Below are 12,425 nucleotides of genomic sequence, written 5' to 3'. Positions count from 1 at the left end.
GTTTTATCTAATTCTTCCAAAGCCTTTCTGCCTTCGTCAGATTTCAGCATTTTCATAAAGTTACCTTTTAAATAGGCTCTACCACCGCTAGCGTAAGCATATTGCTTGTGTTATTTAAAAAATCGTTTTTTATTTTTGATTAAACACACTAAAGAGGGGATCCAAAGTAACCATACAAATATTATTATTATAGCGTGAATAAATTGATAAAACTTTGGTGGTATATTATTTTTCCTTTTAAAAACACTAGTTGTTATTGGTGTAGTCCAAACTGGAAAGCTACCATCTAAAGTTATATACTTTTCTATTGTATTTTCATCTCCAAAAATTCTTGCTGATCCACCGCCTTTCTTTAATACTCCAAAATAATAATATAAATTTGTGCCTCCTCTACCTGCATTAGGTGTTTTTTTATGAATAATTAATTCATTCTTGATTATTTGATCTTTTGAAAATATAGAAATGTAAAGCCACTTCTGGCTATTAAAGTTATTAGCAATTCCATCTATTAAACTAGATATTCCTAATATAATAATTGCAATTAGTATTACTTTTTTTATTTTTTTATGCAACATATAGTTTTATAAAACATTCTCATCATATAATTACACCGGTAGCGTAAGCATATTGCTTGTGTTGCTACTGCTTATTTTTACTGTTAATTTATCTTTATACTGTTACGGCACGAGCACCCTGCTAGCGCAAGCATCTTGTTTGTGCCGTTAAATAAATATTTAAACTAAAAAATTAATCTTTAAACCTAACAGTGCTTTGTCGCTCTCTATTCACCTGTAAATTAGTAACATCTGGTCTTGAGTAATGCCCTACGGAATCAAAATTTTGTCGTTCTTCATACACCCTATTAAAGTCTATTTTTTGACATATTACTCCTTCTTTATGTAAAATAGGTGCTACTACCCACTCACCATCTGGACCAGCAATACAAGAGCCTCCATTTGCTAAAACATCTGGAGCATTTTCTAAAATTTTATTTAAGTGTGGTGTGTTACTAGGGAAGTCTTCTTTTTTCATTAAAGACGATACAGAAATAACAAAACTACGAGATTCACGTGCTATAAAACGTGTAATATCTTTTGTGTTGTGCTCGCTACCAGGCCAAACTGCTATATGCAAATTCTCTCCTAAACCGTACAATGCTGCTCTTGGTAAAGGCATCCAATTCTCCCAACAATTTAAACCGCCAACCGTAAATTCTTTTAAAGGGTGTACCTGTAAACCATTGCCGTCTCCTGGCGCCCAAGTTAAGCGCTCATCATACGTTGGTTGTAATTTTCTGTGTACAGATTTTATTTCGCCTTTTTCATTTATGTATACTAAAGAACAATATATGCTATGTCCGCCTCTGTCTTTAGCACGTTCCATAATACCCAAATAAATGGCCATTTTATAGGTCTTAGCTAATGCACATATGCTGTTTAACTCTCCTGCTTCTATTTGTATGGAGTTACGCACGTAGTGCGCGTGTATTTCTTTATTTACTTTTAAATCCCATGAAGCACCATTGGTGTGCGCCAACCAAAAAGGATAACCAGGTAACAATGCTTCTCCAAAAACTAAAAGCTCTGTGTTTTGTTCTGCAGCTGCAACAATTGTAGCTTCAATTTTCTTTATGGTTGCTTCTTTGTCTAGCCAAACCGGAGAAATTTGAGCCAAACCAACTTTTAAAATGTTGTTCATTATAAAATTCTGTTTAGGACGAGATTTATATCAATCAACAAAATACTAAAAACGCCGCTTATAATAACAAACTTTAAGATATTATGTAGCGTGTTGTATTGCTTTTTAGTTTGTGATTTCCATAATAGTGCTAAAAAAATAACCAACAACAAAACCACTAGTTTAAAGTAGTAGTGCATATGGCCAACATCAAAATTATAAATAAGTAACAAAGATGGCACAAGACTAGATGCAATTAAAATAGTAATTGCAATTTTAGAAGTTCGCGCCCCATAAATAACAGGAATTGTTTTGTAATTCTGTGCCAAATCGCCTGCTATGTTTTCTAAATCTTTAATCATTTCTCTTGCTAAAATGAGTAAAAACAAGAATATAGCGTGCACAAAAATTACTGTTTCAAAGTTTTTATAGTATACAAAAACAACAAAAAAAGGTGTTATTGCTAGTGTTGCAGATACAAAATTACCTAAAAGTGGTATCTTTTTTAATTTGTGTGAATAGTACCAGATTCCAAAAATATAAGAGGAGAAAAAAAGTACTGCTTTAAAAGATACATAGCTGGCTAAAAATACAGCCAAAAAGTTTAAAACAAAATACGTCGTTAGTTTGGTACGCTGACTTACCAAACGATCTAACATACTTTTTTTAGGTTTATTGATAAGGTCTTTTTCTGAATCGTAAAAATTATTAATGATATAGCCAGATGCTATTACCATAGCAGATACCAATACAATAATAAAAAGATTAAGATCTAGAACTACTTTACGCAACGGAAGATGTGGCGCTAAAATGTATATTGATGCCAAATACTGAGCCAGAGCAATTACTAATATATTGTAACCTCTTACTACTGAAAACAGACTTAAGAACTTTAAAACTATAAGTTTGTTCTTTCTGTTAAGCATAAAATAAAAATGAGAATTTAGAAATTATAAACTACCTCTAAGTTATAATCTTTTAGCTCCTTACGTGCGCCGTCTATATCTTCTGTAAAACCTAAGATATAACCACCACCACCAGAACCACAAAGTTTTAAATAGTACTTATTTGTATCTATACCGTGTTTCCAAATCTTATGAAACTGAGACGGAATCATTGGTTTAAAATGATCTAATACTACGTGAGATAATTGTTTAATATTACCAAAAAGCGATTTTACGTTACCGTTAATAAAATCTTCTACACAAGCATCTGTATGTTTTATAAACTGATCTTTTAGCATATGCCTAAAACCATCTTCTTTCATACGTTCCATAAATATTTGTACCATTGGCGCAGTTTCGCCAATTATACCACTATCTAATAAAAATACTGCTCCCGTACCTTGGTTGTTTTGAGACGGTATACTTGTAGACTCTATATTGTCTCTAGAATTTATTAAAATTGGCAAGCTTAAATAACTGTTTAAAGGATCTAAGCCAGAGGATTTACCGTGGAAAAAAGATTCCATTTTACTAAAAACTCCTTTTAGCGTAAGTAGTTTATCTTTAGTTAAGTTCTCTAAAACTGTAATTTTATTGTGTGCATATTTGTGGTAAATAGCTGCAACAAGTGCACCACTACTACCTACTCCATATCCTTGCGGTATAGAACTATCAAAATACATACCTTCTTCTACATCTTTTTTAAGTGCCTCTATATCAAAAGAAAAACTAGCGTCTTCTTTAGAAACCTTTTCTAAATATGTAGCAAACCTTTGTAAACTCTCGTTAGATTTTTTTGATTCATCAGATAATTCTTCAGAAGATTTTAATGCTCCTTTAAAGAAATTATAAGGTATAGAAAGCCCCTTAGAATCTTTTATGATTCCGTACTCTCCAAATAATAGAATTTTTGAGTAAAATAAAGGTCCTTTCATTTTTAAATATCTAATTACTAATTTACAATTGTTTAGCGCCTAAACCAATTCTATCACAAAGATACTGCTCGTTTTCACAATATGCAACAAGCTCATCTTTAATAAACTGGTATACTTGCTCTTTCTCGCTCTCTGGGTACAAAACGTGCACATTGGCGCCAGCATCTAAGGTAAAACAAATATTTGACTTATTTATTGCCCTAAATTCCCATATCTTATTGATTATCTGCAGTGTATTTGGCTTCATTAAAATAAAATACGGCATACTTGTCATCATCATTGCGTGCAGCGTTAACGCCTCACTCTCAACAATTTCTACAAAACGTTTTAAATTCCCCTCTTTAAAAACAGTTTGTAAATCGTCTAAATTTGTATGTGCTTGTGCAAAACGTTCTTTAGCAAATGGATGATCATGCATTAAATTATGACCAACTGTGCTACTTACTTGTTTTTGCCCTTTATCTACCAGTAAAATAGTATCGTGGTAGTTTTTAAAAACCGAATGTACATCGTTTGGGTATTTTATACCAAACAAATCTGTACTGCCTTCTGTATTTGCGTGGTTTCCCCATTGTACCAACGGGCCTTCTATACTACGACAAGCACTACCAGAGCCTAGACGTGCTAAAAAAGATGCCTTATCATTAAAAAACACTGTTGTTAAAGACGGATTTAGTTCTTTCTCCAAACTCATTAAACACAACGCCAAAGCAGACATACCACTAGCAGATGATGCTATACCACTACTATGCGGAAAAGAGTTTGAAGTTTCAATTTTAAAGTGATACTCCTTTAAAAACGGAAGATATTCTTCAATTCTAGCTAAAAAAGTTTCAATTTTTGGTTTAAAATCTTCTTTAGGTTTTCCTTCAAAAAATAAATCAAAAGAAAAGCTAGTTCCTTTTTTATCTAACTTTTTGTAGGTTACAGAGGTTGTTGTTGCACAGGCATCTAACGTAAAACTAATAGATGGATTTGCAGGAATCTGATTCTCTTTTTTACCCCAATACTTTACCAAAGCAATATTACTGGGCGATTTCCATTTTACAGTTCCTTCTAAAACAGTATTTGTATAGGCCTTAGGCACAAACTCCTCTTGGGTCATATTTTAAATTTTAGCAAATATAAAAAAGAAAAGTCCACCAGAATTGAGGTACAGCCAATAAAGAGTAATCTTAGCTATTTAAACCTATAAAGTTTCACTAATTTCTATAAGCTTTACCATTGTTTTGTAGTTTCTGGTTGTAGCTTGTACTTTTAATTTACGCTCAAAAAAATTATTGTTGCATTTTGCTTTACCTGCACCATTTAAGCAACGTAAATAGATACAGCTATTAGTTATTACAAATTTCTCTGTTGCATAAGTTCCTTTGTTTACTTCTGAAATAAGCACTGTATCTGGGGCTGATTTTAGCAACACAAAATAGGTTTCTTTTTCTTCTTCAGCTGTAAACGGATTATTCTTAAAAATTGTTTGCAAGGCTGATGCTGCTAATACCAATACAGGAACATCTAACCCAAATACTTTAAAAATTTCTTTCTTTATTTTTTCTGACAAAACAGGAACATCAACCTCATCAGTTGTAAAAACAACATTACCACTTTGTATGTATGTTGTTACGTTAGTTAGTTTTAATTTTAGTAGCATCTGTTTTAAATCTGCCATTAAAATTTTATTCTTACCACTAACATTTATACCTCTTAAAAGTGCTATGTATGTTATCATAATTTAGATATTGCTTGTGCTGCTATATAACCACCTGTCCACGCATTCTGAAAATTAAAACCTCCCGTAATTGCATCTACGTTTATAATTTCACCAGCAAAAAAAAGATTTTTTGCTACTTTACTCTCGTAAGTTTTAAAATTCACCTCTTTTAAATCTATACCACCAGCGGTTACAAACTCCTCTTTAAAGGTGCTTTTTCCGTTTACAGAAAACTCGCCCTCTGTTAACTGATCTACTAAATTTTGCAATTGTGTTTTTGTTGCTCCTGCCCATTTTACAGTTTCATCTATGTCTGATGCTTTTACCAAGTTTACCCACAAACGTCTAGGAATGTCTAGTATTTTGGTTCGTAAAATTGTTTTCTTAGGATCTGTTTCTTTTACCGAATACAAATAATCTAAAACAGCACCTGGAACCATATCTGGTAACCAATTAACCTGAATTGTAAACTGGTAATTTTTAGCGTGTAATAATGTAGCTCCCCAAGCAGATAATTTTAAAATTGCAGGACCACTCATTCCCCAATGTGTTATTAGCAAAGGACCCTCTGCCTCTAACAATGGTTTTTTACTAACGTTAGTAGATATTTTACTAGATAATTTAGTTGCATTATTTTTAGATGCAAAAACTGTAACTCTTGCTGTGGTACTTACTCCAGGAATAGCACTAATACGATCATCTTTTATATTAAACGTAAAAAGAGAAGGTACTGGCGGTACAATGGTATGTCCCAAACCTTCTAGCATATTCCATATTTTAGGATTACTACCTGTGGCTAATACTACGCTCTTAGCTTTAAATTCTTTTTTAGGAGTTTCTACTACAAAACCTATATCTGGATTGTCTTTATCTGCATAAGAAACATTAGAAACTGGGCAAAGTTTCATTACTTTAATGCCTAAGCGTTCTGTTTCACTAATAAAACAGTCTATAATACTTTGTGATGAGTCGCTCTCTGGAAAAATACGACCGTCTTCTTCTATTTTTAAAGGAACACCTCTTTCTTCAAAAAAAGCCATTGTATCTCCTGTACAGAATGTATGAAAAGGGCCTAAAAGTTCTTTTTCTCCACGCGGATAATTCAGCACTAAATCTGACGGATTAAACTCAGCGTGAGTTACATTACATCTTCCGCCACCAGATACTTTTACCTTAGCTAATACTGTTTTTCCTCTTTCTAAAATAGCAATTTTTAGGTCACTATTTTGTTCTGCAATTTGTATTGCTGTAAAAAAACCTGCGGCGCCACCGCCAATTATAATAACATCAAACATTAATAAATACGTTCTGGATAATTTGTAAATATACCATCTACAGGCATACCTTTTATTTTTATTATTTCTTGCGGATCATTTACGGTATACGTGTATATTTTAAATCCGGCTTTTTTAATAGCCATAACCACATTTAGATTTACATCTTTTACATCTGGATTAATACTTACAGCTTGTAACTCCTGGGCCATAGGTATTGCTTGCAACGGGTCTTCTTCTGTTAACACACCAATAGCAATTTTACCATTAACATTGCGCATAGCAGTTAACTCTTTCCAATTGAAACTAGAAATAAGAAACTGCTCTAATTTCCAATTTTTTATAGCTATATAATCTTTAATAATAGTATTTACATCTGTGGCTGTATTGCTCCCTTTTAATTCTATGTTTATAGGTACTTGTGCATTAATAGTATCTAAAACAGTTGTTAGTAGTGGTATTTTATGATTACCTACAAGTGTAAGCTCTTGCAATTGTTTCCACGTATAATCTTCAACCTTACCGGTACCATTTGTTAGTCTGTTTACTTCATCATCATGAAATACAATAATTTCTCCGCTCTTAATTTTAAAGACATCAATTTCTATCATATCTACATTAAAATCTATGGCTTTTTGTATAGATGCCAAAGTGTTTTCGGTCTCGTGCCCCATTGCTCCTCTGTGACCAATAACGAGTAACTTATTTTTCATACAAGTATAGCTTTGCAGTAAAAATACACAAAGTAAAATTGTAAAAAAACTGCACAAAAAAAGGACTAAAACTTAGCTTTAGTCCTTTGTAATCTATTTTAGATTTTTAATTTTTTGTAGACTCTCTTTCTACCAATGTAGATTGTAGCACCTCTGTAACATAAGTTTCCTCTTCTTCTTCTTTTTCGCTTTCTATTTTTTCTATTAGCATTTTAGAAGACATTTCTCCCATTTGCTCGCCATGTTGTGCAATTGCAGTAAGACTAGGATAAGCGTATTTAGACAAGTTACCATCTGTAAAGCCAATAAACTCTATATCTTCTGGCACTTTTAATCCTTTTTTAAGCGCAACACGCATACTATACATTGCAAATGTTTCGTGCACACACAAAACAGCATCTACCTCTTCTCTATCGTAAAAATCGCTTATTGCTTTTTCGTCCATTTTCATTTGAGGCATACTTAAAATTAAGTTTTCATTCACCTCTAAGCCGTGATCACGCAATGCATCACGATAGCCATCTGTACGTTGTTTACCAATACTTAGGTAATTATCTGTAGTTATTAATGCTATTTTTTTTCGTCCGTTTCCTATTAACTTTTTAACCGCCATATAAGCACCTTCTCTATCGTTAATAATAACTTTATCGCATTTAATTTCATCTGTAACCCTATCAAACATAACCAAAGGAATTCCTTGTTCTGTAATTTCTTTAAGGTGATTATAATCGTTTTTTAATTGTGTTCCTACAGACAAAGACATTATAAAACCGTCTATACTACCATTGGCTAGCATTTCCATATTTATAACTTCCTTATCAAAAGACTCATCAGACAAGCAAACAATAACGTTATACCCTTTAGAGTTAGCATAACTTTCTATACCACGAACAACCGTTGTAAAAAAATGATGCACAATATCTGGTATAATTACACCGATATTCTTTGTGCGTTTATTTTTTAAGCTAATCGCAATATTGTTAGGCCTATAATTGTAGAGTTTAGCGTAAGCTTGTATACGCTCTTTAGTATCTCTGCTAATTTCCTCGCTATTTTTAAGTGCTTTAGAAACAGTAGAAATAGATACTTCTAATTCTCTTGCAATATGTTTTAGGGTGATAACTTTTTTCAAAATGAGACTTTGTTTTTTGTAACTGATGAAAGTACACATAAAAAACAATATTTTAAAATATAACTAGCATATTGTATTTTAAAATTTGCTCTAGTTTGAGGAAATCTTTAATTATCTAGTAACATTTATCTGCCATTCGCAAAAATCTCACTCTTTAATTCGGAAATTCGTTTTTCTGCAAACTTCACAAAATACTGATTCTTAACCCCTTTGGATGCGGTTTTTTCTTTTAATTGCGTATAGTAATTAAGTTTTACTTTAGGGTCTTTATAAAACTTATCTGCATAAATACTAGCCTGGTATAAGTATGATGGATTCGTTGGGTCTTCATCAAAAGCCATATTATAATATTTAATAGCCGTTTTATAATCTTTCTTATCAACAGCAATACGTGCAGCAACTTGGTACTCTTCATCTAAAGAGTAAGAGTGTGCAGCTATGGCTTTGTGTATATAAACCGTTGCACTATCTAGCTCTTTGTCTTTTCTGTACACCTCACTAATTGTACGTAAGGTTTTTACATCTTCATCATCATAACTTAAAAGAAACTTATAGTTCTCTACAGATTTTTTATACTTCTCTAATTTATTGTATGCGTACCCTAACCTATTGTAAATCTGTTTTTCTATTTTCCCTAAGCTTAACAATTTCTCATACCACAGCGCAGATTCTTTAAAATTGTCTTTGTTAAATAACGCTAATGCCTTAACGTTTATAAGTACAGGATCGTTCTCAAAAATACGAAGTCCTTTATCTGCATATTTCACAACAGAATCGTTCTCATGCTCTGCTACATAATACACACTTAAACGCTGTAGCGCTCGTAAATGAGTACTATCTACCTCTAATGCTTTTTTATACCATAATACACTTGTAGTATCTTGTTTTATACCACTATAGGCTCTTGCTAAATTGTAACTAAATTCTGGATTAGCTTTAGAGATTTGTACAAGCTTACCAAACAATATGGTTGCTTGCTTATACTTGTTCGTTTTTAAATATAACTTGCCTAAGTTAAATCTAGCAACCAATAAACTTGTATCTTTTGTTACAACACTAGTGTATTGAGCAATAGCTTTGTCATAATTACCAATAGCATTATATGCTTTTGCAATTTGAAGATTTGCACTAGTATTATTTATTTTAGCATACTCGTTAATTGCAGCAGTATAACTACCCGTATTATACAAACTGTCTGCAATTTTAAAAGCCGAGGGTTGCGCCCCAGCTTTTAAAGTTAAAAACAGAACAATTAATTGTATTGCATAAAAAAATTTAGTCATTTTTTTTCTGCAGCTTAAATGTAATTGGCAATGAAAAAGGAACTTTTACGACTTTTCCTCTTTGCTTACCTGGTGTAACATTTGGTAATTTTTTTATAATATTCAACACAACTTCTTCTAACCTAACATCTGGTCCACGCATCTGAATTTTACCAATGCTACCGTCTTCCATCATTACAAAACGCACAGAAACTCTACCTTGTACTCCTTCTTTTTTTGCAGACTCTGGATAACTAAAATGTTTTCTAATATGTTCATTTATTTTATCATTAAAACAAGCTCTTTTATCTGTTGCATTTTCACAACCCGGAAAAACAGGAACTTCATCTATTACAGAAAAAGGAACTTCTTTTGCATCTTTATACAACCTGTCCTTTTCTTCTTGTTCTTTACGCAGCAATGCTGTTTTTACATCTTTAGTTAGTTTTTCTTTATCAGTCTCTGGCGTTAACCTAAATGTAATTGGTAATACAAAAGGAACTCTTACTGCTTTTCCCCTTTGCTTACCTGGTTTAAAATTTGGTAATAATTTTATAATACGTATTGCTTCTTCTTCGAGTATTACAGCTGGCCCACGAGTTTGCAACTCACCTATTTTGCCGTCTTCTTGTATAACAAAACGCGAAGAAACTCTACCTTCTATTCCTTTTTCTGCTGCTTCTTTTGGGTATGTAAAGTGTTTTCTTATGTGCTTGTTCATTTGCTCATTAAAACAAGCTCTTTTATCTGTTGCATCTTCACAACCTGGAAATACTGGTACATCTTCTATAACTGCAAAAGGCACATCTGCTATTACATCTTGTTTAACCGGAGCTTCTTTTACTTCTATAATGTCGTTTTCTTTATCTGTATCTTTTTCTTGACCTTTAGAGGATGTGTAAAAAAGGATACAAACTATGGTTGGTAACAATAACAAATACTTGCTTGCCCATATTTTTTCAGATTGATTTTTTTGTAACATTTTAATTCGTTTTTTAATTAATGATGATGAAAAAAAGTGATTTATAAATGAGATATTTTCTGTTTGAAAAACTTGAGACAACAATAACTCATACTGTTCTTTTCTATGAGTCTTAGCCACTTTTGCGTCTGCAATAAACTCGTGTACTTCTGATATTCTACTTTGATAAATATATACTAGTGGATTAAACCAAAAGGCAATACGCATTACTTCAAAAAACAATAAATCTAACGTATGCTTTTGTTTAATATGTACTAGCTCATGCGCAATAATATTAGGATACTCTTTAGTTTTTATTTTATCGCCCAGAAAAATGGTTTTAAAGAATGAAAAAGCGCTATTACTTTGTTTTAAAATAACCTCTGTAAAATCTGTATAAACTGTTTTTTCTCCTCTTTTACGTAGCTTGTAAAGCTGACGTATTTTAAATAAAAATAAAAAAAGTGCTACCACCACTCCAATACTAAAAAGAATACCATACCAAGGCATTGTTAATTGTTGTGCTACATTGGCATCATTTAAAAGAGCTGCATTTGTTTCTAAATCGTAATTAGAAAACATAAATGGTGTGTAAACGGCAACTGCATCTGGAACCTTACTTTTAAATATATCTAAAGCTATTAGTGGCAATAAAAACGATAGCACACACGTACCCAATAAATACAATCTGTTCCATTGAAAAAAGGTTTCTCTTCTCAAAAACACATCATAAATAATAAGGAATACTAACTGAAAGGCTAAGCATTCTAATACGTACTGCACCATCGTTTTTTATATTTTTATTACTGTAGTTTAAATGTAATTGGAACAACAAATGGAACTTTAACTGGCTTACCATTTTTCATACCAGGATTCATTTTAGGTAATTTACTAATAATTCTGACTGCCTCTGTTTTTAGAGACTCATCATCTCCAAAGGCTTCCAAATTTGTAATAGAACCATTTTCCTGTATCACAAACCCTACGTTTATTTTTCCTTGAACACTTCTTTTTTGTGCATCTTCTGGATACATGAAATACCTTCTTATGTGTTTATTTATAGCTTTATCAAAACTTTGTTTTCCATTTTCAGCATTTTCGTCTCCTGGAAAAGTAGGACTCACTTCTAAAGCCGAAAAAGCCACCAAATCCTTAGAGCTATATTTGCTATAATCAAACTTATCTTTTGAATCCTCTATAATCTCTTGTTCAGAAATTAAAGCTAATTTGTCAGGATCTGCAAGAGCAACTATTGTTGTTTCTTTTAATTCTTCAACTTTTACACTACTTTTTGCTTCTACGGCATCTATTTTTGCCTCATTTTCTGTTTCACAAGAGGTATAAAATAACATACCAGCAACTAATGGTACCAATGCTAAATATTTTAGCTTTAAAACTTTGCCCGATTTTGATTTTTGTAACATAACTATTCGTTTTTTAATTAATGATGATTTATAAAAATGGTTGATAAATGAGATATTTTTTGTCTCAAAAATTTGAGACAGCAGTAACTCATACTGTTCTTTTTTACTCGTTTTTTTCACTTTAGAGTCGGCTATAAACTCGTGTACTTCTGCTATTCTGTTTTGGTAGACATACACTAGTGGATTAAACCAAAGGGCAATGCGCATTACCTCAAAAAATAATAAATCTAAAGTGTGTTTTTGTTTCACATGTACTAACTCGTGCTCTAAAATTCCTTCTTCGTTTTCTTTTGTAACCGCATCGCCCATAAAAACAGTATTGTAAAATGAAAAGGCATTATTGCTTTTAGGGATTGTAACTTTTATATAGTCTGTGAATTTTTGCTTTTCTCCCG

Annotated in this window: 12 protein-coding genes; all 12 read right to left on the bottom strand. The window is 32.1% G+C overall.

Annotation, left to right across the window (positions count from 1 at the left end; all coding sequences use genetic code 11):
* Positions 1 to 110: 110 nt before the first annotated feature.
* Positions 111 to 575 (bottom strand): hypothetical protein, encoded by a 465-nt coding sequence (locus BT107_RS14490; RefSeq protein ID WP_072304556.1) that lies wholly within the window; start codon positions 573 to 575, stop codon positions 111 to 113.
* Between the two features lie 172 nt (positions 576 to 747).
* The gene (locus BT107_RS14485) at positions 748 to 1,698 is read right to left on the bottom strand and encodes a carbon-nitrogen hydrolase family protein (RefSeq protein ID WP_072304555.1); all 951 of its coding nucleotides are present in this window, start codon (positions 1,696 to 1,698) and stop codon (positions 748 to 750) included.
* A complete protein-coding gene (locus BT107_RS14480) occupies positions 1,698 to 2,603 on the bottom strand; it encodes a geranylgeranylglycerol-phosphate geranylgeranyltransferase (RefSeq protein ID WP_072304554.1) in 906 nt (301 codons plus the stop codon). Before BT107_RS14480 ends, BT107_RS14485 begins: the two co-directional genes overlap by 1 nt.
* A 17-nt stretch (positions 2,604 to 2,620) precedes the next feature.
* Positions 2,621 to 3,556 carry a mevalonate kinase family protein gene (locus BT107_RS14475; RefSeq protein WP_072304553.1) on the bottom strand — a complete coding sequence of 312 codons (936 nt, stop codon included), beginning with the start codon at positions 3,554 to 3,556 and terminating at the stop codon, positions 2,621 to 2,623.
* Between the two features lie 22 nt (positions 3,557 to 3,578).
* Entirely contained in the window at positions 3,579 to 4,661 is a 1,083-nt protein-coding gene (gene mvaD / locus BT107_RS14470) for a diphosphomevalonate decarboxylase (RefSeq protein WP_072304552.1), read from the bottom strand.
* Between the two features lie 84 nt (positions 4,662 to 4,745).
* Entirely contained in the window at positions 4,746 to 5,282 is a 537-nt protein-coding gene (locus tag BT107_RS14465; protein WP_072304551.1) for a DUF1697 domain-containing protein, read from the bottom strand.
* Positions 5,279 to 6,559, bottom strand: coding sequence for a BaiN/RdsA family NAD(P)/FAD-dependent oxidoreductase (locus tag BT107_RS14460; protein WP_072304550.1), 1,281 nt, complete (start codon positions 6,557 to 6,559; stop codon positions 5,279 to 5,281). Before BT107_RS14460 ends, BT107_RS14465 begins: the two co-directional genes overlap by 4 nt.
* Positions 6,559 to 7,251, bottom strand: coding sequence for a glycerophosphodiester phosphodiesterase (locus tag BT107_RS14455; RefSeq protein ID WP_072304549.1), 693 nt, complete (start codon positions 7,249 to 7,251; stop codon positions 6,559 to 6,561). The genes BT107_RS14460 and BT107_RS14455 overlap by 1 nt, the downstream gene beginning before the upstream one ends.
* Positions 7,252 to 7,357: 106 nt before the next feature.
* A complete protein-coding gene (locus tag BT107_RS14450) occupies positions 7,358 to 8,383 on the bottom strand; it encodes a LacI family DNA-binding transcriptional regulator (protein ID WP_072304548.1) in 1,026 nt (341 codons plus the stop codon).
* A 125-nt stretch (positions 8,384 to 8,508) separates the two neighbouring features.
* Positions 8,509 to 9,666, bottom strand: coding sequence for a tetratricopeptide repeat protein (locus tag BT107_RS14445; RefSeq protein WP_072304547.1), 1,158 nt, complete (start codon positions 9,664 to 9,666; stop codon positions 8,509 to 8,511).
* Positions 9,659 to 11,392 (bottom strand): M56 family metallopeptidase, encoded by a 1,734-nt coding sequence (locus tag BT107_RS14440; RefSeq protein ID WP_072304546.1) that lies wholly within the window; start codon positions 11,390 to 11,392, stop codon positions 9,659 to 9,661. Before BT107_RS14440 ends, BT107_RS14445 begins: the two co-directional genes overlap by 8 nt.
* A gap of 17 nt (positions 11,393 to 11,409) precedes the next feature.
* The coding region (locus tag BT107_RS17565; protein ID WP_072304545.1) for a M56 family metallopeptidase at positions 11,410 to 12,425 on the bottom strand (1,016 nt) is incomplete at its 5' end.

This window comes from Cellulophaga fucicola, from assembly GCF_900119145.1.
GTDB lineage: Bacteria > Bacteroidota > Bacteroidia > Flavobacteriales > Flavobacteriaceae > Cellulophaga > Cellulophaga fucicola.
Note: the sequence above shows the minus strand (reverse complement) of the source record. Positions and strands in the feature narration are given on the sequence as shown.

Excerpts from the sequence above, each read along its gene's own strand:
- BT107_RS14485 (WP_072304555.1), bottom strand. The coding sequence starts at position 1,698 with ATGAACAACATTTTAAAAGTTGGTTTGGCTCAAATTTCTCCGGTTTGG.
- BT107_RS14465 (WP_072304551.1), bottom strand. The coding sequence starts at position 5,282 with ATGATAACATACATAGCACTTTTAAGAGGTATAAATGTTAGTGGTAAG.
- BT107_RS14460 (WP_072304550.1), bottom strand. The coding sequence starts at position 6,559 with ATGTTTGATGTTATTATAATTGGCGGTGGCGCCGCAGGTTTTTTTACA.
- BT107_RS14440 (WP_072304546.1), bottom strand. The coding sequence starts at position 11,392 with ATGGTGCAGTACGTATTAGAATGCTTAGCCTTTCAGTTAGTATTCCTT.
- BT107_RS14480 (WP_072304554.1), bottom strand. The coding sequence starts at position 2,603 with ATGCTTAACAGAAAGAACAAACTTATAGTTTTAAAGTTCTTAAGTCTG.
- BT107_RS14445 (WP_072304547.1), bottom strand. The coding sequence starts at position 9,666 with ATGACTAAATTTTTTTATGCAATACAATTAATTGTTCTGTTTTTAACT.
- BT107_RS14455 (WP_072304549.1), bottom strand. The coding sequence starts at position 7,251 with ATGAAAAATAAGTTACTCGTTATTGGTCACAGAGGAGCAATGGGGCAC.
- BT107_RS14490 (WP_072304556.1), bottom strand. The coding sequence starts at position 575 with ATGTTGCATAAAAAAATAAAAAAAGTAATACTAATTGCAATTATTATA.
- mvaD (WP_072304552.1), bottom strand. The coding sequence starts at position 4,661 with ATGACCCAAGAGGAGTTTGTGCCTAAGGCCTATACAAATACTGTTTTA.
- BT107_RS14475 (WP_072304553.1), bottom strand. The coding sequence starts at position 3,556 with ATGAAAGGACCTTTATTTTACTCAAAAATTCTATTATTTGGAGAGTAC.